Below are 20,877 nucleotides of genomic sequence, written 5' to 3'. Positions count from 1 at the left end.
GTCGGTAACTGACGCGTCATCAATTGTCGATGCGTCAGTTATTGACGGTTCATCAGGTCGCACACAGAATCACCCTCACTCCGACGGAGGGGGACCGACCGTGTCGCGACCGATCCGCGCCATCACCGCCACCGTGGCGGCACTCCTGCTCGCCACCGCCTGCAACTCCACCGCCGACAGCGGGAACAACACCGCCGGCGGGCAAGGGGGTTCGGTCCGTGGTGTGACCGACGACAGCATCAAGGTGGGCGGCATCGTCTCCATGACGACGTCGAGCGGCTACAGCAAGAAGGACACCGACCTCGGCGCGAAGGCCCGCTTCGACCGGGCCAACGCCGAGGGCGGGATCAACGGCCGGACGATCGACTACCTGGGCGCGGAGGACGACGGCCAGGACCCGGCGAAGAACCTCGCGGCGGCCCGCAAACTGGTGCAGCAGGACAAAGTGTTCGCGATCTCGCCGATGAGTTCGGTGACGTTCTCCGGGGCGGACTTCCTGCAGAAGCAGAAGGTGCCGACGTTCGGCTGGGGCACGCTCCCCTCGTTCTGCGGGCCGACGTACATCTACGGCTACGGCGGCTGCATGGTGCCGATGCCGGGCGGCACCATCTCGCAGACCTGGCCGGAGGGGCTGAAGAAGGTCACGGGCGGCGCGAAGGGCAGGTCGGTCGCGATCCTCGCCAACGACAACGACGCAGGCACCTTCGCCATCCGCACGTACAAGCAGTCCTTCAAGTCGGCCGGGTACAAGGTCAGTTACGCCAAGGCGACCGTGCCGGCGACCGCCGTGCCGAGCGACTGGTCGGCGTACACCAAGGAGCTGCTGCGCAGCGACGGCGGCAAGGCGCCCGACGTGGTCGTCTCCGTGATGCAGACGCCGTACAACATCGGCCTGTTCACGGCCGTCAAGCGCACCGGCTACAAGGGCGTGCTCACCGATCCGACGGACTACGACCCCGGCCTTCTCGCCAAGAAGGCGACGAAGCAGGCGCTGGACGGGGTGCATGTGCTGCTGTCCTTCGAGCCGTTCGAGGCCTCGACGCCGGAGATGAAGCGGTTCAAGGCCGACATCGAGAAGGCCTCCGGCGGCAAGGACATCCCGCTCAACATGCACATGATGACCGGCTACATGAGTGCCGACTTGTTCCTCTCCATCGCGAAGAAGGCGGGCAAGGACCTGACCGTCGCGTCGTTCCAGAAGGCGGCGAACGGGTTCTCCGACACCGGGACGCTCGTCGGCGACCGCGCACTGCCGCGCGGGCGCACCGAGTCGTTCGGCTGCGGGGCGCTCGCGCAGCTCAAGGACGGGGCGTACCGGGTGTCGTCCGCGTTCAAGTGCTATCCGCCGATCCCCTTCAAGTAGGCGTGAGGGAAGGGGTGTTGACGTGTCGGATCTGCTTGCCTTCGTGCTGAGCGGCCTCGTGTCGGGGGCGCTGTACGCGCTGCTCGCCACGGGGCTCGTGCTCTCCTACTCGGCCTCCGGGCTCTTCAACTTCGCGCACGGCGCGACCGCCTATCTGTGCGCGCTCGCCTTCTACGAGCTGCACTCCGGCTTCGGCTGGCCCCCCGTGCCGACGGCGCTGTTGCTCGTCCTCGTCGTGGCTCCCCTGCTCGGCTGGGGGCTCGACCGGCTGATGTTCAGAAAACTGGCGCGGGTCGGCGAGACCGCGCAGATCGTCGCGACGATCGGGCTGCTCGTCGCGCTGCCCGCGCTCGGCCTGTGGATCGTCGAGCTGCTCGAGGACGCGGGCGCGCCGGTCAAGCCGGCGGAGAACCAGTTCGGGCTGCCCGGGGTCGGTCCGAGCCCTGCGAAGAACTGGCAGCTGATGGACGGCGTCGGCATCGACTCCGATCAGCTGATCACCTGGGTGACGACCGCCGTCGTCGCGCTCGGCCTGTGGATTCTCCTGCGGCACACTGCACTTGGGCTGAAACTGCGCGCGGCGGTCGACAACCGTTCGCTCGTCGAGCTGCGCGGGATCAGCGCCGACCGACTCTCGTCGGTGGCGTGGATGCTGTCCTCGGGGCTCGCGGGCCTGGCCGGTGTGCTCGCCACTCCCCTGCTCGGGCTCTCCTCGCACGACTTCACGCTGTTCCTGTTCGTGTCGGCGACGGCCGCCGTGCTCGGCCGCTTCATGTCGATCCCGCTCGCCTTCGCGGGCGGGCTCGGGCTGGGCGTGCTGCAGAACCTGGTCGCGGGCTACGCCACGTTCGCGGAGAAGATCACCGGGTTCCGTACGGCGGTGCCGTTCCTGATCCTGTTCGCCGGGCTGCTGCTGCTCACGCGGCGGCAGCGCACGGCGGGCACGGTGGCGAGCGACGCGCCGCCGGTGGACTATCTGGCGGGCCGGTCGTGGGCTCGGCGCTGGGGGCCGTGGGCGGCGGCCGCCGTGCTGCTCGCCGTCGCCTTCTACACGGTGACGACGCCGTTCTGGAGCGGGATCCTCGCCCAAGGGCTCGCGATCTCCCTCGTGTTCCTGTCGTTCACCGTCGTGACCGGGCTCGGCGCGATGGTGTCCCTTGCGCAGGCCGCGTTCGTGACGGGCGCCGCGCTCGTCGCCGGGCTGCTGATGAGTCACGGGGTGCCCTTCATCTGGGCGGCGCTCGCGGGGACATGTGCGGCGGCCCTGCTCGGCGCGCTCGTGGCGCTGCCCGCGCTGCGGCTCGGCGGCCGCTCCCTGGCCCTCGCCACGCTCGCGCTCGCCTTCCTGGCCGATCAAGTCCTGTTCCAGCTCGGCTGGTTGCGGAACGGCGACACCGGCTGGGAGATCCCGCGCGCCGTCGCGGGACCCATCGACCTCGGCGACGACCGGGCGATGGGCGTCGCCATGGTCGTGCTGTGCACGGCGGCCGTGGCGGGCCTGAGCGCGCTGCGCAATTCCCGGGCGGGCCGGGCCGTGCTCGCCGTCCGCTCGGCACCGGCGGCGGCCATGGCCTCGGGCGTCTCCGTGATCCGCACGAAGCTGCTGCTGTTCACCATCTCGGCGGGGCTCGCCGGGTTCGGCGGCGTGATGTACGCGTCGTACAACACCCGTATCACCGCGACCGACTTCACGGCGATGACCGGCCTCATCTGGCTCGCCGTGGTGGTCGCGGCGGGCGTGCGGCGGCCCCAGTTCGCGGTGATCGCGGGTCTCACCTTCGCCGTCGTACCGCACCTCATCAGCGACTACCTGACCGAGTCGGTCCAGCTCCCGGTGATCCTCTTCGGCCTCGCGGGCCTCGCGCTCGCCAACGACCCGGACGGCTACTGCGCGGCGATCCCTGCCCGCCGCCACCGCCGGAAGTCCGCTACGACACACATCGTCGACGAGGGACCGGCTCCGGCCCCCGACCCCGACGCCGCGCTCCAACTCGCGGGCGTACAAGCCGGATACGACGGCGCCCGCGTCCTCCAGGGCGTCGACCTCACCGTCCACCCCGGCGAGATCGTGGCGCTCCTCGGCCCCAACGGCGCCGGGAAGTCGACGACCTGCAAGGTCGCGGCGGGCCTCATGACACCCCAGCACGGCGAGGTGTACGTGGCCGGGGACACGGTCGGCGACAAGGGCGCGGTCCGCCGGGCGCGGGCCGGGGTGGTGCTCGCGCCGGAGGGCCGCGGCATCTTCCCCTCGCTCACGGTCGACGAGAACCTGTCGCTCCAACTCCCCGACCAGAGCGACCGGTCGGCGGTCTACGAGCGGTTCGCCGGGCTCGCCGCCCGGCGCGAGGTCACCGCGGGATCGCTCTCCGGCGGCGAGCAGCAGCTCCTCGCGCTCGCCCCGCTGCTGCACCGCCCGCCGCGCGTCCTCATCGCCGACGAGCCCTCGCTCGGCCTCGCGCCGCGCGTCGCCGACGAGGTGTACCGGCTGCTCGCCGAGCTCCGCGACGCCGGGACCGGGCTGCTGCTCGTCGAGGAGAAGGCCTCGGAGATCCTCGGCGTCGCGGACACCGTGGCGTACCTCGCGCAGGGCCGTGTCACCTGGTGCGGGCCGCGCGAGAAGGTGGAGGCCGAGCGGCTCACGGAGGCGTACCTCGGGATCGCGGCGACCAAGGAGGCCGAACACTCATGAGGCACGTACTGGAGGCCGAGAACATCGGTGTGCGCTTCGGCGGTGTCCGGGCCCTCGACGGGGTGGGCCTGCGGCTCGCGCCCGGCGAGGTGTGCGGCCTGATCGGGCCGAACGGCGCGGGCAAGACGACCTTCTTCGACGTCGTCTCCGGCATCCGCAGGCCCGACACCGGCCGGGTTCTGCTGCACGACGCCGACATCACGCGCCGCTCCCCCGTCTGGCGGGCCCGGCACGGCATGCGCCGCACGTTCCAGCGCCAGCAGCTGTTCGGGCAGCTCACGGTCGCGGACAACCTGCTGGTCGCGCAGGAGTGGCGGCGCGGCGGCGCGGACCCGCAGCTCGCCGAACGGCTGCTGAGCGACTGCGGCCTCGACACACTCTCCGACACGTACGCGGGCACGCTCCCGGTCGGCCGGGCCCGGATGCTGGAGCTGGCACGGGCGGCCGCCGACCGGCCGCGCGTGCTGTTGCTCGACGAGCCGGCGTCCGGCATGACGGCGCAGGAGCGCGAACTGCTCGCGGCGACGGTGCGGCGCCTGGCGGGCGACGGCTGCGCGGTCCTGCTCGTAGAGCACAACGTGGCCTTCGTGATGGAGCTGTGCTCACGGGTCGTGGTGCTCGATCTGGGCTCCGTGCTCGCCGAGGGGACTCCGGAGGTGATCCGGGCGGACACGCGGGTACGCGAGGCGTACCTGGGGTCACACACCCGGGTGCAAAGTTCGCATAGCTGACTGTCATGCTGGTGTCACCCACAGGAATGCGCGTACGCCCGTGATCGTTGACCATGGGAGTACCGAATTGTGCAGTGTCACCCATCACCGGACGAAAAAGGATCGACACCTCGTGAGCAAGGTTCCCCCGATCATCCTGAACAACGGCGTCGAGATGCCCCAGCTCGGCTTCGGCGTGTGGCAGGTGCCGGACGACGAGGCCGAGCAGGCCGTCGCGACGGCGCTGGAGGCCGGGTACCGCAGCATCGACACCGCCGCGATCTACGGCAACGAGGAGGGCACCGGCAAGGCCATCGCCGCGTCCGGCGTCCCCCGCGAGGAGCTGTTCGTCACGACGAAGCTGTGGAACGCCGACCAGGGCTACGACTCCACGCTGCGCGCCTTCGACACCTCGCTGAACAAGCTGGGTCTCGACTACGTCGACCTGTACCTGATCCACTGGCCGCTGCCGTCCAAGGGCCTGGCCACGGACACGTACAAGGCCTTCGAGAAGATCCAGGCGGACGGGCGCGCCAAGTCCATCGGCGTCTCGAACTTCCTGCCGGAGCACCTGGACAAGCTGACGGCCGAGACGTCGGTGATCCCGGCGGTCAACCAGATCGAGCTGCACCCGCACCTGCAGCAGCGCGCCTCCCGTGAGCGGCACGCGGAGCTGGGCATCGCGACCGAGGCCTGGTCGCCGCTCGGCCAGGGCAAGGGCCTCCTGGAGGTCCCGGCCATCGTCGCGATCGCGCAGAAGCACGGCCGTACGCCCGCGCAGGTCGTGCTGCGCTGGCACGTCCAGCTGGGCAACGTCGTGATCCCGAAGTCCGTGACGCCGTCGCGGATCAAGGAGAACATCGACGTGTTCGGCTTTGAACTCGACACCGAGGACCTCGGCGCGATCTCCGCGCTCAACGAGGACCGGCGGCTCGGCCCCGACCCGGCGACGTTCGACGTGGCGTAACGCCCGAGCGGACGGCAGGGCCCCGGAGCGCGTGCTCCGGGGCCCTGTCGCGTATGTGCCTCAGGCCTCCTTGACCGCCGTGTGCACGGTGTGCGCGGTCAGCAGGAAGAGGTCGTCGCGGCGGTACAGGCTCTGCGGGTCGTCCTGGTCCATGAGCTGCCGGATCGTGGCCATGTCCTCGGGCGCGAGGGCCTCCTCGAACACCTCCAGGCGGCGCTTCCACAGGTCGATGACGGTCTCGCGGGCCTCCCCGGAGAGCGGGGCGGGCAGGTCGAGGAGGAAGGTGCGGCTGACGGCGTTCGTCAGCCCGGCGTCGGTGAGCAGCTCCGCCCAGTTCTCGGTGTCCTGCTTGGCGCCCGGCAGGTTCGCGCGCATGTCGCCGAACCACTCCTCCTCGATGGCGTCGGCCCGCGCCTGCAGACCGGGCTTGCCGAGGCCGAAGTCGCGCGGCAGGCAGCGCTGCGGCAGGCCGCCCTCGACGAGCGCGAGGGTGCCGCCGGGCGCGAGCCGCCCCGCGAGCGCGGCGACCGCGGCCCGCTGGTCGCCCACGTGGTGCAGGGAGCGGGCGGCCCAGATGAGGTCGGCGTGCGGCAACTCGTCGATGGCGTCCGGGAGTTCGACGCGCAGTGTGCCGGTGCGCTCGGCGATGCCGTGCCCCGCGAACCGTTCCATGGCGCGGGCGAGCAGCTTCTCCTCCGGGTCGGCCGCGATGACGCGGGCCTCGGGGAAGGCCTCGGCGAGGTGCAACGAGACGGCTCCCGGGCCGGCGCCCGCGTCGACGATCAGGCCGGTGCCGGCCGGGCGGGTGCCCCGGAGCCAGGAGAGGGCCTGCGTGTACAGCGGCTCGTACACGGAGGCGTTGCGCTCCAGCATGGGGATCATGTCGGCCCAGTCGATGTCCGTGTGGTCGTGCCCGCCGTGGCCGCCGTGCTGGTGCCCGCCGTGCTGTTCGTGCTGGTGGTGACCGTGTGCCATGTCCGGTGTCGCCGCCCTTCGTGCCCGTATGTCGTCCGTCGACCCCAGGGTGCGCGGACGACATACGGGCGGGCAAGCCACGTTGCCGACTCAGCAATATGCCGGCACTGGGTGGCCTACAGCGCCGGGTGGGCGTTCTTCATGAGCTCCTGGAACTGTGCGGAGAACCAGTGCCCGGACACCGGCGCGTTCGGCAGCGCCCCGGACATGTGGTTGTTGTTCCGCGGGTTGCCGGTGTACGTCGGGTCGCACATCCGGTCGAAGCCCTTGCCCTCGTCGTTGTCGATGGCGGTGCTCGACCCGTCGGACTCGCCCGGCGGCTTCATCCACACGTAGGCGTCGATCCCGGTCGCCGGGTTGGCCTGCGGCCGCTCACCGAGGCCCGCCCCGCTCTGGTTGCACCAGTTGCCGAGGTGGATACGGCGGTCGTAGCGCCCGCCGTCCACGTACGTGTCGACGTCGGTCTTCGCGCCGGGTCCTGTCGGCCGTGCCGCGCCGCCCCAGCCGTTGCGGGAGGTGTCGATCAGCATGCCGAGGTTCTGGTCGAAGCCGAGCGAGACCAGCTTGTCGCGCATGGCCTGCGCGTACGACAGCTCATCGGTGTAGCGGTTCCAGTCGACCCACTTCGACTCGCGCACCGACTTGCCGTTGACGCTGTCGCCGATGGCGAAGTTGTCCTCCTTCAGGGCGCTGTAGTTGGCGGTGTTCACGATGAAGCCGTGGACGTCGGAGAGCTGCGCGCCATTGCCGGTCGCGGTGGTCTTGAACAGTTCGGCGGAGGCGCCGAAGTTGTCGTCCCAGCCGAGCCAGCCGTGGTGGCCCGCGTCGATGTAGTTGTAGACGTTGGCGATGTCACCGAGCTTGTCGAGGGCGTAGCCGACGCCCTTCTGGTAGTTGCCGTTGGCCTTCATGGTGTCGCAGTTGGGCGTGGCCGTCGGGCGGCCGGACACGTTGGTGACCAGGTTGGGCAGCGAGTCGATCTCGATGGTGGTGACGATGCGCAGGCCCGCGTACTTGGGATCGGCGAGGATCTTCGCGATCGGGTCGATGAAGTCCGACTTGTACTTGTCGATCTCCGTCGGGCCGAGCTCGCCGTTGGAGGCGAGGGCGGCGCAGTCGCGGCCCGGCAGGTCGTAGACGACCAGCTGGACGACCTCCTCGCCGCTGCCCTTCTGGGCGAGCGCGGCGTCGAGGTGGTCGCGCAGGCCCATGCCGTCGCCGACGCCCTCGATGGCGGCGATCCGGTCGAGCCACACACCCGTCGGCTGGTTCGCGATGCGGCTGCCGCCGGTCTCCGCCTTGGCCTTCGCGGACCACTCCGGGTTCACGTACACCTTGGCGCCGGCGTACGGGTTGTCGACGCGGTCACCGGGCCCGGTGGGGTCCGTCGGGTCGGTGGGATCGGTCGGGTCGGTCGGGCCCGTGGTGTCGTCGTTGCAGGTGACACCGTTCAGCTTGAAGGTGGTGGGCGCGGCGTTGCTGCCGCTGTACGTGGCGTTGAAGCCGAAGGAGGCGGAGGCGCCGGTGGCGAGGGCGCCGTTGTACGAGACGTTCTTGGCGGTGACGGCGGACCCGGACTGGGAGATCTCGGCGTTCCAGCCGGAGCCGATCTTCTGGCTGCCCGCGTAGGACCAGGTGAGGTTCCAACTGTTCACCGCGGCACCGTTGTTGGTGACCGTGACGGCGGAGGTGAAGCCGCTGCCCCAGTCGTTCTGCACCTTGTAGTCGACGCTGCAGGCGGGGGCGGCCGCGTGGGCGGGGAGGGCGACGGCGGCGCCGGCGAGACAGCCGGCTCCGGTGAGGGCGAGGGCGGCGAGCGCGGCGGTGCCGGCTCTGGATCTCGATCGGGTACGTAACATGAGGTTCCTGGTTCCTTTCAGGGGGTTGGATTCCTCGGGCGGTCGGTTCGGTCAGTTGCCGAGGGTCTTCAGGTGGTCGCGCAGGCCGATGCCGAAGCTGGTCGGCGTGCCGTCGTAGTTGCTGATCAGGGAGGGACCGGAGGAGCAGTCCCAGGTGTTCCAGGTCCAGCCGAGGTACGACTGCTTCCGGTCGTCGAACCACTTCATGACCCGGTCGATGAAGGCGTGGGAGCAGGTGTTCTCGCCGATCTCCCCCGCCACCAGCGGGACCTGCGCCGCGACGGGCGCGAGCTGCTCGTCCCAACAGGCCTCACTGGAACAGGTGTTGAAGTTGTAGACGTGCCAGGCCGCGGCGAGATTGCCGGCCGGGTCGGACGGCTTGTGGGCGAGCCACTGCCGCAGGTCGTTGGAGTACGCGAGGCCGCCCGCCAGGATCAGGTTCGGGGCACCCGTCGCGCGCACGGCGTCCACCAGGTCCTGCATGCCGGCGACCTCGTAGCCGATGCCGGGACATGTGCCGCCGTCCTTCCAACAGGCCCAGGCCTCGGACAGGGTGGCGGTGGCACGGTCCGGGTACGGCTCGTTGAACAGGTCGAAGGCAACCTCGGGGCGCGCCTTGAAGGTGTCGGCCACCGACGACCAGAAGCTCGGCGCGTACTTGGCGTCGGGCATCGGCTTCTGGCAGCTCGCGTGCACATCGGAGCAGCCCGCCGAGTTCCCGGTGTACTGGCCGTACGACCAGTGCATCTCCAGGACGGGTGTCATGCCGTGGGCCGTGACGCGGTCGACCAACTGCTCGATGGCCGACCGGTAGTTGGCACCTCCGTACTCGGGTTTGATGTTGTCGAGGCCGAGCCAGCACTCCTCGTTGAGCGGGATGCGGACGGCGTTCGCCCTCCAGTCGGCGATCGCCTTGATCGCGGCGTCGTCGACGGGGCCGTCGAAGATTCCGTGGCCCTGTACGCACATGAACTCGGCGCCGGAGCGGTTCACCCCGAGGATCCGGCGGGTGGCGCCCGAGGCGTCGACGAGCTTGTTGCCGGAGACCTTCAGGGCCGGGGCGGTTCCGTCACCGGGGCCGGTCGGGTCCGTCGGATCGGTCGGGTCCGTGGTGTCGGTGTTGCAGGTCGCGCCGTTCAACTTGAAGGCGGTGGGCACGGTGTTGGCGCCCGACCACGAGCCGACGAAGCCGGCGGAGACGGAGGCGCCCGTGGCGAGCGCGCCGTTCCATGCCTCGTTGCCCGCGGTGACCGTCGTGCCGGACTGGGACCACTTGGCGCTCCAGCCCTGGGTGACCTTCTGGCCGTCGGCGAAGTCGAAGGACAGGCTCCAACTGTCCTTCGCCGCGCCGTTGTTGGTGACCTTCACCGCGCCCTGGAAGCCGTCGCCCCACTGCCCGGTGACGGAGTACTCGACCGTGCAGGCAGGGGTGGCGGCGGCCGCGGGGGCGGCGCCGGTCAACGGGATCAGCGTGGCCGCCGAGACGGCGCACGCCATGAGCAACACACTGTGCGGGGGGTGTCTCATGAAGCGAGTCCTTGCAGCTCGGACGCGTACGGACGAGGCCGGCGCGTCGACTGGTGGATTCGCTCCCACTGGTTGCTGGGCGACTTTAGAGAAGGAACTGCCGTCAAGCAACAGAGGAGTTCCGAACTTTTCCTGTCGAATTTATTCGACTCCTCAAGCCTCTTGACCGCCATTTGCCCCGTCCGCATCCTTGGGAGCGCTCCCACTGGTTCACAGGTTGTTCGAGCCGCAAGGAGGACCCCCTGCACCTCCGCTGATGTGTCGTCCCGTCCGCATCGGGCATGATCGGGCTCGTCGATCGATCGAGGAGAACAGTCATGGCCAAGCCGGTGCGGGCGTCGTTGGGTGATATGTGGATCACCTGTCTGGTCTGCAAGAACGACCAGTTCCGAGAGCGGAACGTGAAGTTGAACAGCACCGGCGGTGAGTTCCTCAAGCTGGCCTGGGCGGACGAGAACGCCTCGGGGCTGATCTGCTGGAAGTGCGGCTACGTGCATCTCTTCGCGAACCGTGAGATCAAGCTGCACCGCGTCGACTGACCACCGAGACACCTCGTCCGCCGTCAGGGCGTCACGGTGTCACGGCGTGGTGACGGTCGGGCGCGGCGCCGTCGGCATCTTGTCGCCGATGAAGAAGCTCGGGTGCGGTGGCTGGTTGTACGCGGTGTTCTGCCAGGCCAGAGCCGTACGGTACTGGGTGTCATGGAGCAGCGTGGTGATCCGGGTCGAGGTCTGTACCGGGGTCGAATAGACGCGCAGGGCCGTGTTGTTGGTGGTCGGCCAGACGACCTCCTCGCGCCAGTCGCCGAGGATGTCCCCGGAGAGGGCCGGCGTGGACTTGGTGCCGTTGTTGGAGTGGACTCCGGAGGCGGTCAGGAGACGTGTGTCGGACGACGTGCCGTACTTGTCGACGTGTGTGCCGTCGAGGAGTTCGCGCGTGGTGTCACCGTCCCACCAGGCCAGGAAGTTGGTGGAGGACGGCTTGTGGGAGTTCACGACCGTGCCCTTGGTGTCACGGACGCCGGACTCCGCCGAGGACCAGGACTCGGCGCCCGCGCTGCCGGACCAGATGTCACCGGACACACCACGGCCATTGTCACCATTGGCGCCGGTCTTCCAGATGACACTTCCGGTCTTCGCGTCGGCCATCCAGGAGGACGGCTTGGAGCTGTCCTCGTCGACCTTGAACTCCTCCAGGCCCGGCCGTGAGGGGTCGAGGTCGCCGACGTGCATGGCGTCGCCGTGCCCGTTCTTCGTGGTCCACAGTCCCGCGCCGTTGTCGTCGACGGCCATCGCGCCGTAGACGATCTCGTCCTTGCCGTCGCCGTCGACGTCCGCGACGGACAGCTGGTGGTTGCCCTGACCGTCGTACCCCTTCCCCGAGTTGGTGGAGGAGTTGGTGTCGAAGGTCCAGCGGCGCGTGAACTTCCCGTCCCGCCAGTCCCAGGCCGCGATGACGCTCCGCGTGTAGTAGCCGCGCGCGCTGATGAGCGAGGGCCGGGCGCCGTCGAGGTACGCGGTACCGGCCAGGAAGCGGTCCACGCGGTTGCCGTACGAGTCGCCCCAGGACGACACCGTGCCGCGCGCGGGAACGTAGTCGACGGAGCCCATGGCGGCGCCGGTGCGGCCATTGAACATGGTCAGGTACTCGGGCCCGGACAACACATAACCGCTGGAGTTGCGGTGGTCGGCGGAGGAGCTGCCGATGACCGTTCCCTTGCCGTCCTTCGTGCCGTCGGACGTCTTCATGGCGACCTCGGCCTCGCCGTCGCCGTCGTAGTCGTAGACCTGGAACTGGGTGTAGTGGGCGCCGGAGCGGATGTTCTTGCCGAGGTCTACGCGCCACATCCGGGTGCCGTCGAGCTTCACCGCATCGACGATGGTGTTGCCCGTGTAGCCGGACTGCGAGTTGTCCTTGGCGTTGGTGGGCTGCCACTTGAGGACGAATTCGAGGACGCCGTCACCGTCGAGGTCGCCGACGGAGGCGTCGTTGGCCTCGTAGGTGTAGGCGACGCCGTCCGGTGTCGTGCCACCGGCGGGCGGCGAGATCGGTACGTCCTTGTACCCGCTGCGGAGCTGGATGGCGTGCGCGGAATCGGCCTGTTCCGTGCCGTTCACGACGGCTCGCACCGTGTAGTCGGCGGAGCTGGGCGCGCCGTCGTGGAAGAAGTTCGTGGAGCCGCTGACCGGCGTGGAGTTGACCTTCGTGCCGGCGCGGTAGACGTTGAACGCCACGTTGTCCGGGTCGGTGCCGAGCCACCGCCAGCTGACCAGGTTCCCTGCGTCGGTGTGCACGCTGACCAGGCCACGGTCCAGCTTCTCTGCCTGGCGGGCGGTGGCGGCGGAGGCGTCGTCACCGGGCAGCAGCGTCAGGCCGGTACCGGCGAGCGCGGCGGCCGTGGCGGCGGCGAGCAGCAGACGGCGGCGTCTGCGGTGGGTGCGGGGGCGTGACATCGGGGCTCCTGGGGGGTATGCGTCGACGACAGATCCTTACGCCCCCTCAGTTGCCGCCGTGCGCCGATGGGTTGCCGGTCTCCGGGTCCGCGTACACGCGCGCGAGCGCCCGCGCCGTCGCCGCGATCCGATCCCGCAGTTCGGCCGGTTCAAGGACCTCGATGTCCGCGCCGAGGCGCAGGAACTCGTCGTGCGCGTGGCCGACCGACTCGATGGGCACCCGGGCGCGCAGCCTGCCGTCGGCCTCGGTGCGGCCGGTGGCGCGCACGGCACGCGCCGCGGCCCCGGTGAGCCGGTCGGCCGCGCCGGGGGCGAGGCGCACGACGGCCTCAGCGGTGTGCAGCCGCCGGTGGAAGTCCGCCTGGTACGCCGACCAGAACGCGGCCAGGTCGAAGCCTTCGGGCGCCTTGAACTCCTCGCCCGTCGCACGGAGTTCGAGGATCTGGTCGACGCGGTAGACGCGCGGGCCGCCCGCCCCGGCCGATGCCACGACGTACCAGCGGCCGGCCTTGAGCACGAGCCCGTACGGCTCCAACCGCCGCTCCACGTCGGTCGGTTCGCGCCAGCGGCGGTACGTGACGCGCAGGGCGCGCCGGTTCCACACCGCCTCCGCCACCGCGGGCAACGCCTCGGCGGTGTCGTCACCCTCCGCGTACCAGCCCGGCGCGTCGAGATGGAAGCGGGCGCTGATCCGGTCGGCGTGCGGGCGGAGTTCGGCGGGCAGCGCGGCCCGCACCTTCAGCTGGGCGGCGGCGAGCACCGGACCGAGCCCGAGGTCGGCGGCGGGTCCCGGCAGCCCGGCGAGGAACAGCGCCTCGGCCTCGTCGGCGGTCAGGCCGGTGAGCCGGGTGCGGTAGCCGTCGACGAGTCGGTAGCCGCCCGCGTGCCCGGAGTCGCCGTACAGCGGGACCCCGGCCGCGTGCAGCGCCTCGACATCCCGGTAGACGGTGCGGACCGACACCCCCAGTTCGGCGGCCAGTTGGGCGGCGGTCATCAGGCCTCGGGTCTGCAGCAGGAGCAGGATCGAGACGAGACGGCTGGACTTCATGAACACTTCACTGACACAGGATGTCAGGGAAGCGGTCCTACCGTCCCGGCATGGCCTTCGAAGAGAAACGTCTGACGGTGCCGCCGCCCATCGAAGTGGCAGGCCGCCGGATCAAGCGCTACCACGTGACCACCGACCCGAAGGGCATCGCGCCCGAGGTGGCCGAGGCGGCGTACGCGATCCTGCCGGAGCTGCTGCCGGAGCCGGACGGCACACCGCCCGCCACGTTCGTCGTGCTGCACCGCGGCGGCGACGACGGCGCCTACCTGAACGCGTACAGCTGGGTGTGGGACAACGCCCTGCACTTCCGGGGCGCGGCGGCGGGCCAGCCGGCGCTGGGCTGCCCCGACCGCGACCCGACCCACTTCGTCCTGCCGGACCGGCAACTGATCGGATGTGTCTGGGAGTTGCCGCCGCTCCTGCACGAGCGGGACGCGTGGGTGCGGCACCTGCTGGCACCCGAGCGGCCCGACCTGGACAGGTACGTGCACGACACCCTGCCCGAGGGAACGACGGGAGACCGCCTCCGATGACCACGCAGACCGCGTCGCAGCACAGCACCGCGCACGACTTCGACTTCTTCTTCGGCGAGTGGGACGTCGCCCACCGTCGCCGCCTCGACTTCCTCGACCCGGACAGCGGCTGGGAGCAGTTCACGGCGAGAAGCCGCTGCTGGAGCCTGTTCGGCGGCGCCGCGAACATCGACGAGATGCCGGTGCCCGCGCAGGGCTGGACCGGACTCACGCTCCGCCTCTTCGACCCGGCGACCCGCACGTGGTCGCTGAACTGGTCCACCGACCGCACAGGGCGCCTCTTCCCGCCCGTGATCGGCGGCTTCGAGGGCGGGATCGGCCTGTTCGACGGGGAGGACACGCACGACGGCCGGGACGTCCGGGTGCGGTTCACGTGGTCCGGGATCAGCGTGACGACCGCGTGCTGGGAGCAGGCGTTCTCCGTCGACGAAGGGCGGACGTGGCTGACGAACTGGGTCATGGAGTTCACACGGCGGGCCGCGCCTTCCCCGGCACCGGTTCAGGCCGAGAACGCCAGCACGGTGTAGACCGGGTCCGGTCGTGCCGTCCGCTGGTCCGGCAGTGACTCCAGGCGTGCCGCCAGGTCCTCGCCGCCCTTCGCGTAGGTCCGCCCGGCCCGCACCTCCCGGGCGAGCTTCGCCGGCACGCGGCCCTGGCCGTGGCCGGTGAAGGTGGCGGAACCCTGCGGGCGCAGGCCGTGCCCGGCGGCGAGCCGGGTGATGCGCGCGGTGGCGTCGGTGGGCGGGCGGCGGCTGCCGTGGGGTGCGACGAGGGCGCAGATGTCGCTGCCGACGAGGTGGGCCGCGGCCTTGTCGACCGTCGTCACGAACACGCCGCCGGGGCGCAGTACGCGGGCCGCCTCGGCGACCACCGGCGCCGCGTCGTCCAGGAGGTGCAGCAGCCATACGGCGGTGACCGCGTCGAACGTGGCGTCCGCGAAGGGCAGGTGGCGGGCGTCCGCCTGGAACGCCGCGCCGGACAGGCGGGGGGCGGCGGCCCGGAGCATGCCGCTCGCGCGGTCGATGCCGATGGGGCGCGGGCCGCCGGGGCGGGTCAGGTGGCGGGTGACGAGGCCGGTGCCGCAGGCGAGGTCGAGGAGGGTGTGGGCGTGCTCCGGGACGAGGGCGAGTACGGCGTCGGCGGCTGCCCTTGCGCGGGGCTCGCCGCCGCGGGTGGCGTCGTACCGGTTCGCTTCCTCGTCGTAGTCGAGCACGCGGGGACTGTAGCCCAAGAAATTTCCCCCACCCCGCCCCTTCCCGAAACCGGGGCTCCGCCCCGGACCCCGCTCCTCAAACGCCGGAGGGGCTTGTTCGGGCTTATTCGGTGTGCGCCGCCGCCAGTTTCTCCACCCGTTCCGCCAGCGTGAAGTCCTTCGCGGTCAGGGCGCCGCCCGCGTCGTGGGTGTTCACCGCGAGGGTCACCGTGTTGTAGCCCAGGGTCAGGTTCGAGTGGTGGTTCAGGTCCTCCTGGGTCTGCGCGATGTGCATCACCAGCGCCGCCGCCGCGAAGTGCGAGTCCAGGCGGTACGTGCGCGTGAGCGCGTCGTCCTCCACGGACCAGCCGGGCAGCTCGGTGAGGCGGTCCTCGATGTCCTTCTGGGAGAGCGGTTCAGTAGGCATGCCTCCAGCGTGCCACCGGATCCGGTTACGGTCTTCCCATGACTGCCGCCGCGCGCAAGAACGCGTCAGAAGTGGGCGCCCTGCTGCGCGGCTGGCGGGAGCGGCGCCGGGTCAGTCAGCTGGAGCTCGCGCTGCGGGCGGAGTCGTCGGCGCGGCACATCAGTTTCGTGGAGACGGGCCGCTCGCGCCCCAGCGAGGAGTTCCTGCTGCGGCTCGCCGAGCACCTCGACGTACCGGTGCGGGAGCGCAACGCGCTGCTGCTGGCCGCCGGGTACGCCCCGCGGTTCAAGGAGACCCCGCTCGACGACCCTTCGCTCGGCGTGCTGCGCGAAGGGCTCGACACGCTGCTGCGGGGCTATGAGCCGTATCCGGCGTTCATCGTCGACGCGACGTTCAACGTGATCGCGGCCAACGGCGGCATCGCCCTGCTGATGTCCTCGGCGCCCGCGCACCTGCTCACGGAGCCGCTGAACGCGATGCGGCTCACCCTGCACCCGGAGGGCCTCGCGCCGCGGATCAGGAATCTGCGCCAGTGGCGGGGGCATCTGCTGGCGCAGATGGAGCAGCAGATCGCGCTGACCAGGTCGCAGCCGCTGCGGGAGCTGTACGAGGAGGTGGCCGCGTATCCGCTGCCGCCGGGCGCCGACACGGACGCGGCCGGGCCCGCCGCGCCGATGGTGCCGTACTTCGCGCTGCCGATGGTGATCGAGCACGAGGGGCAGGTGCTGTCGTTCGTGTCGTCGATCTCGACGTTCAACACACCGCTGGACGTGACGGTCGCCGAGCTGGCCGTGGAGACGCTGCTCCCGGCCGACCCGGCGACGGCGAAGTATCTTCACTCCGCGCTGAGCTGAGCGCGCAGCGCCGCGTACTGGAGCGCCGCGAACGCGGCGACCACGACGGCCTGGAACGAGCCGTACACCCTCCCGGCCGTGCTGGGGTCCAGCCAGGCGAACAGGGCGACGAAGCTGAGCACCGTCCAGGCGAGGTTGACCTCGACCACGGTGCGCACGCCGGGCGCGGGCGGGCTGCTGCGCGCGGCGAGCGCCCCGACCGCGGCGGCGTACACGGTCAGGCCGACGCCGAGTGCGAGCAGCAGCCCGGGGTCGATGCCGAGGAAGCGGCCGATCGGCCCGGAGGCGGCGACGTAGGCGAGGCCGTTGAGGCCGGTGCCGAGCGCGTCGGCGGCGAGCAGGCGGCGCAGCCAGGTGCGGGCCTGGACCGGGGTGGTGGTGAGCGTGGTGGCGGACATGGGGATCACCCTCCGTCAGCGGGTCGGTGGCTCCACCCTGCCCGGGCCCGGGTGGCGGGTCGATGACGTCCGGGGTAATGGCCGAAGCCGTACGGGCGTGCCCTCGCGTCCTCCTCGTACGGTCCCGGCCGAGGTGTGCCCCTGACGTATCGCCATTAGCGTGCCCAGAACGGGATATCGAGGGAGCTAACGGTGACGGACACGACGCGCACCCCGACCGAGCCTGATGCCGCGCTGCTGCGCGCGGGGCGGTTCTTCCGCCGGGGGACGGCGGCACCGGACCTGCACAGCGTGCAGATCAAGGGCGGCCGGGACGGTGACGTCTTCTATCGGGACCGCTGGAGCCACGACAAGGTCGTGAACTCCACGCACGGCGTGAACTGCACCGGCTCGTGCCGGTGGAAGGTGTATGTCAAGGACGGCATCATCACCTGGGAGACCCAGCAGACGGACTATCCGAGCGTGGGCCCCGACCGTCCGGAGTACGAGCCGCGCGGCTGCCCGCGCGGCGCCGCGTTCTCCTGGTACACGTACTCGCCCACCCGGGTGCGCTACCCGTACATCCGGGGCGTGCTCGTGGAGATGTACCGGGAGGCGAAGGCCCGCCTGCACGATCCGGTGCTCGCGTGGGCCGACATCCAGGCCGACCCCGAGCGGCGCCGCCGGTACCAGCAGGCCCGCGGCAAGGGCGGTCTGGTGCGCGCCACCTGGGACGAGGCCGTGGAGATCATCGCCGCGGCACACGTGCACACCATCAAGACGTACGGGCCCGACCGGATCGCCGGCTTCTCCCCCATTCCCGCGATGTCGATGGTGTCGCACGCGGCGGGTGCCCGCTTCCACTCGCTGATCGGCGCCCCGATGCTGTCGTTCTACGACTGGTACGCGGACCTGCCGGTGGCCTCGCCGCAGGTGTTCGGCGACCAGACCGACGTGCCCGAGTCGGGTGACTGGTGGGACGCCGCGTATCTGATGATGTGGGGCTCCAATGTGCCGGTGACCAGGACGCCGGACGCGCACTGGATGGCCGAGGCGCGCTATCGCGGGCAGAAGGTCGTGGTCGTCGCGCCCGACTACGCGGACAACGCGAAGTTCGCCGACGAGTGGCTGCACCCGCACCCGGGCACCGACGGCGCGCTCGCGCTCGCCATGGGGCATGTGGTGCTCAAGGAGTTCTTCGTCGACCGGCAGACGCCGTTCTTCACGGACTACGTCAAGAAGTTCACCGACCTGCCGTTCCTCGTCACGCTGGAGGAGAAGGACGGCGCGTACGTGCCGTCGAAGTTCCTGCGCGCCACCGACCTCGGGCAGGGCGGCGAGGGCGCCGAGTGGAAGACCGCGGTGCTCGACGAGGCGACGGGCCAGCCGGTCGTCCCGAACGGTTCGCTGGGCTTTCGCTGGACCGAGTCCGGCAAGGGCAAGTGGAACCTCGAACTGGGCAACATCCAGCCGAAGTTGAGTCTGCACGATTCCGATGTGGCCGGTGGCGTCGAGGTGCTGCTGCCCCGCTTCGACACCGACGGCGGCACGCACGGGCAGGGCCGCGGCGAGGTCGTGCGGCGCGGTGTGCCGGCGACCCGGCTCGGCGGGCAGGACGGGCCGCTGGTGACGACCGTGTTCGACCTGCTGCTCGCGCAGTACGGCGTCGGCCGCGAGGGCCTGCCGGGTCAGTGGCCGGCCTCGTACGACGACGCCGAGACGCCCGGCACCCCGGCCTGGCAGGAGATTCACACCTCGGTCCCGGCCGCCAAGTGCGTAAAGATCGCGCGGGAGTTCGCGGGGACCGCCGAGAAATCGCGCGGGCGCTGCATGATCCTGATGGGCGCCGGCACCAACCACTGGTTCCACTCCGAGACCACCTACCGGGGCTTTCTGTCGCTGTTGCAGCTCACCGGCTGCCAGGGCAGGAACGGCGGCGGCTGGGCGCACTACGTCGGCCAGGAGAAGTGCCGCCCGGTCACCGGCTGGGCCTCGCTGGCCTCGGCCAACGACTGGTCGCGGCCGCCCCGGCAGATGATCGGCACCGGGTTCTTCTTCCTCAACACCGACCAGTGGCGCTACGACCGGTTCAGCGCGGACGTGCTCGCGTCGCCGCTCGGCAAGGGCGCCTTCGAGGGCATGACGGGCGCCGACGTGCTGGCCCTGTCGGCGCGTTCGGGCTGGATGCCCTCGTATCCGACGTTCGACCGCAGCTCGCTCGCGCTCGGCGCGCAGTCCGTGGAGGACACGGTCGCCGAACTCAAGGCGGGTTCGCTGAAGTTCGCGTGCGAGGACCCGGACGCCCCGGAGAACTGGCCGCGCGTGATGACCCTGTGGCGGGCGAACCTGCTGGGCTCGTCCGCGAAGGGCGCCGAGTACTTCACCAAGCACCTGCTGGGCACGCACTCCTCGCTGCGCGCCGAGGAGGCCTCCCCCGAGGAGCGCCCCACGACGGTGACCTGGCACGACGAGGCACCCGAGGGCAAGATCGACCTGCTCACCTCGCTCGACTTCCGGCAGACGTCGTCGACGCTCCTCTCCGACGTGGTGCTGCCCGCCGCGACCTGGTACGAGAAGCACGACATCGCCTCCACGGACATGCACCCCTATGTGCACTCCTTCACCCCGGCCGTGGACCCGCCGTGGCAGGCCCGCAGCGACTTCGACACGTTCAAGGCGCTCGCCCACAAGCTGAGCGAGCTGTCGGCCCAACACCTGGGCGTACAGAAGGACTTGGTGGCGACCCCGCTCCAGCACGACACCCCCGGGGAGATCGCGCAGCCGGGCGGTGTCGTCCTGGACTGGCGCAAGGGCGAGTGCGAGCCGGTGCCCGGCAAGACGCTGCCGAACCTCACGGTGGTCGAGCGCGACTACACGGCGATCGGCGCGAAGTTCACCGCGCTCGGCCCGCTGGTCGAGCAGCTGGGCCTGCCCGCGAAGGGCATCGCGCTCAAGCCCGACCAGGAGGTCACGGAGCTGCGCGAGCGCAACGGCACCGTGCGCGGCGGACCCGCCGACGGCCGCCCCTCGCTCGACACGGCGGTCAAGGCGGCGAACACCATCCTCGCCCTGTCCGGCACCACCAACGGCCGCCTCGCCACGCAGGGCTTCCACACCCTGGAGGCGCGTACGGGCCAGGAGATGGCGCACCTGTCCGCCGAGCACGAGGGCAAGCGCATCACGTACGCGGACACGCAGGCCGCGCCCGTCCCGGTGATCACCTCTCCGGAGTGGTCGGGCAGCGAGTCCGGCGGGCGCCGCTACACGGCGTTCACCCTCAACACCGAGCACCTCAAGCCGTGGCACACCCTCACGGGCCGCCAGCACTTCTTCATCGACCACGACTGGATGCACGAGCTGGGCGAGGCGATGCCGATCTACCGGCCGCCGCTCGACATGAACCGGCTGTTCGGCGAGCCACGGCTCGGGCCGGACGGGGAGAAGGAGGTGACGGTCCGTTACCTCACCCCGCACAACAAGTGGTCCATCCACTCCGAGTACCAGGACAACCTGTTCATGCTGGCGCTGTCCCGCGGCGGCCAGTCCATCTGGATGGCACCGCAGGACGCCGAGTCGATCGGGGTCAAGGACAACGACTGGATCGAGGCCGTGAACCGCAACGGCGTCGTGGTCGCCCGCGCGATCGTCTCCCATCGCATGCCGGCGGGCACGGTCTACATGCACCACGCGCAGGAGCGCACCGTCAACGTCCCCAAGGCGGAGACGAGCGGCAAGCGCGGCGGCATCCACAACTCGCTCACCCGGTTGATCCTCAAGCCGTCCCATCTCATCGGCGGCTACGCCCAGTTGAGCTGGGCGTTCAACTACCTCGGCCCGACCGGCAACCAGCGCGACGAGGTGACGGTCATCCGCCGCCGCTCGCAGAAGGTGGAGTACTGACGC

General features: G+C 70.5%; 17 protein-coding genes. 9 read left to right on the top strand and 8 right to left on the bottom strand.

Features of this window, described 5'->3' with window-relative positions; translation table 11 throughout:
* Positions 1–100: 100 nt before the first annotated feature.
* From ACZ7L4_RS09730 to ACZ7L4_RS09715, 4 genes are all read left to right on the top strand, one after another.
* Positions 101–1,363, top strand: a complete 1,263-nt coding sequence (locus ACZ7L4_RS09730; RefSeq protein WP_472101193.1) for an ABC transporter substrate-binding protein — start codon at positions 101–103, stop codon at positions 1,361–1,363.
* A 22-nt stretch (positions 1,364–1,385) separates the two neighbouring features.
* Positions 1,386–4,052, top strand: a complete 2,667-nt coding sequence (locus ACZ7L4_RS09725) for an ABC transporter permease subunit (protein WP_472101192.1) — start codon at positions 1,386–1,388, stop codon at positions 4,050–4,052.
* Complete coding sequence (locus ACZ7L4_RS09720; protein ID WP_472101191.1) at positions 4,049–4,783, top strand: ABC transporter ATP-binding protein; 735 nt, start codon at positions 4,049–4,051, stop codon at positions 4,781–4,783. Before ACZ7L4_RS09725 ends, ACZ7L4_RS09720 begins: the two co-directional genes overlap by 4 nt.
* A gap of 154 nt (positions 4,784–4,937) precedes the next feature.
* On the top strand, positions 4,938–5,729 hold the full coding sequence (locus ACZ7L4_RS09715; RefSeq protein WP_472101982.1) for an aldo/keto reductase: 792 nt from the start codon (positions 4,938–4,940) through the stop codon (positions 5,727–5,729).
* 60 nt (positions 5,730–5,789) lie between these two features.
* On the opposite strand, the gene ACZ7L4_RS09710 is transcribed toward ACZ7L4_RS09715, so the two are convergent.
* The 3 genes from ACZ7L4_RS09710 to ACZ7L4_RS09700 all read right to left on the bottom strand — a co-directional run bounded on the left by ACZ7L4_RS09710 (position 5,790) and on the right by ACZ7L4_RS09700 (position 10,090).
* Positions 5,790–6,704 carry a class I SAM-dependent methyltransferase gene (locus ACZ7L4_RS09710; protein WP_472101190.1) on the bottom strand — a complete coding sequence of 305 codons (915 nt, stop codon included), beginning with the start codon at positions 6,702–6,704 and terminating at the stop codon, positions 5,790–5,792.
* Between the two features lie 116 nt (positions 6,705–6,820).
* Positions 6,821–8,563, bottom strand: a complete 1,743-nt coding sequence (locus ACZ7L4_RS09705; protein WP_472101189.1) for a glycoside hydrolase family 6 protein — start codon at positions 8,561–8,563, stop codon at positions 6,821–6,823.
* A gap of 51 nt (positions 8,564–8,614) precedes the next feature.
* The gene (locus ACZ7L4_RS09700; protein ID WP_472101188.1) at positions 8,615–10,090 is read right to left on the bottom strand and encodes a cellulose binding domain-containing protein; all 1,476 of its coding nucleotides are present in this window, start codon (positions 10,088–10,090) and stop codon (positions 8,615–8,617) included.
* Between the two features lie 317 nt (positions 10,091–10,407).
* Between ACZ7L4_RS09700 and ACZ7L4_RS09695 the strand changes: the two genes are divergently transcribed.
* Positions 10,408–10,629, top strand: coding sequence for a hypothetical protein (locus ACZ7L4_RS09695; protein ID WP_422472244.1), 222 nt, complete (start codon positions 10,408–10,410; stop codon positions 10,627–10,629).
* Positions 10,630–10,668: 39 nt separating this feature from the next.
* On the opposite strand, the gene ACZ7L4_RS09690 is transcribed toward ACZ7L4_RS09695, so the two are convergent.
* Together ACZ7L4_RS09690 and ACZ7L4_RS09685 are read right to left on the bottom strand one after the other, a co-directional pair.
* Positions 10,669–12,543: a rhamnogalacturonan lyase gene (locus tag ACZ7L4_RS09690; protein ID WP_472101187.1), complete on the bottom strand. Its 1,875-nt coding sequence runs from the start codon at positions 12,541–12,543 to the stop codon at positions 10,669–10,671.
* Between the two features lie 46 nt (positions 12,544–12,589).
* Positions 12,590–13,591, bottom strand: coding sequence for a helix-turn-helix transcriptional regulator (locus ACZ7L4_RS09685; protein WP_472101186.1), 1,002 nt, complete (start codon positions 13,589–13,591; stop codon positions 12,590–12,592).
* A 50-nt stretch (positions 13,592–13,641) separates the two neighbouring features.
* On the opposite strand from ACZ7L4_RS09685, the gene ACZ7L4_RS09680 reads away from it, so the two are divergent.
* Both ACZ7L4_RS09680 and ACZ7L4_RS09675 read left to right on the top strand, forming a co-directional pair.
* Positions 13,642–14,124 (top strand): hypothetical protein, encoded by a 483-nt coding sequence (locus ACZ7L4_RS09680; RefSeq protein WP_472101185.1) that lies wholly within the window; start codon positions 13,642–13,644, stop codon positions 14,122–14,124.
* On the top strand, positions 14,121–14,651 hold the full coding sequence (locus tag ACZ7L4_RS09675) for a hypothetical protein (protein WP_472101184.1): 531 nt from the start codon (positions 14,121–14,123) through the stop codon (positions 14,649–14,651). The genes ACZ7L4_RS09680 and ACZ7L4_RS09675 overlap by 4 nt, the downstream gene beginning before the upstream one ends.
* Here the strand turns inward: ACZ7L4_RS09675 and ACZ7L4_RS09670 are convergent.
* The gene (locus ACZ7L4_RS09670) at positions 14,624–15,337 is read right to left on the bottom strand and encodes a class I SAM-dependent methyltransferase (RefSeq protein ID WP_472101183.1); all 714 of its coding nucleotides are present in this window, start codon (positions 15,335–15,337) and stop codon (positions 14,624–14,626) included. The two genes, ACZ7L4_RS09675 and ACZ7L4_RS09670, sit on opposite strands and share 28 nt — an antisense overlap.
* A gap of 103 nt (positions 15,338–15,440) precedes the next feature.
* Entirely contained in the window at positions 15,441–15,743 is a 303-nt protein-coding gene (locus ACZ7L4_RS09665) for a 4a-hydroxytetrahydrobiopterin dehydratase (RefSeq protein WP_472101182.1), read from the bottom strand.
* Between the two features lie 38 nt (positions 15,744–15,781).
* On the opposite strand from ACZ7L4_RS09665, the gene ACZ7L4_RS09660 reads away from it, so the two are divergent.
* On the top strand, positions 15,782–16,597 hold the full coding sequence (locus tag ACZ7L4_RS09660) for a helix-turn-helix domain-containing protein (RefSeq protein ID WP_472101181.1): 816 nt from the start codon (positions 15,782–15,784) through the stop codon (positions 16,595–16,597).
* Here ACZ7L4_RS09660 and ACZ7L4_RS09655 read toward each other — a convergent pair.
* A complete protein-coding gene (locus tag ACZ7L4_RS09655) occupies positions 16,579–16,995 on the bottom strand; it encodes a hypothetical protein (protein WP_472101180.1) in 417 nt (138 codons plus the stop codon). The two genes, ACZ7L4_RS09660 and ACZ7L4_RS09655, sit on opposite strands and share 19 nt — an antisense overlap.
* A 192-nt stretch (positions 16,996–17,187) precedes the next feature.
* Here ACZ7L4_RS09655 and ACZ7L4_RS09650 point away from each other — a divergent pair, with 192 nt between their 5' ends.
* On the top strand, positions 17,188–20,874 hold the full coding sequence (locus tag ACZ7L4_RS09650; RefSeq protein ID WP_472101179.1) for a nitrate reductase subunit alpha: 3,687 nt from the start codon (positions 17,188–17,190) through the stop codon (positions 20,872–20,874).
* Positions 20,875–20,877: the final 3 nt, after the last annotated feature.

It is taken from the genome of Streptomyces sp. NPDC107575, assembly GCF_055657265.1.
Note: the sequence above shows the minus strand (reverse complement) of the source record. Positions and strands in the feature narration are given on the sequence as shown.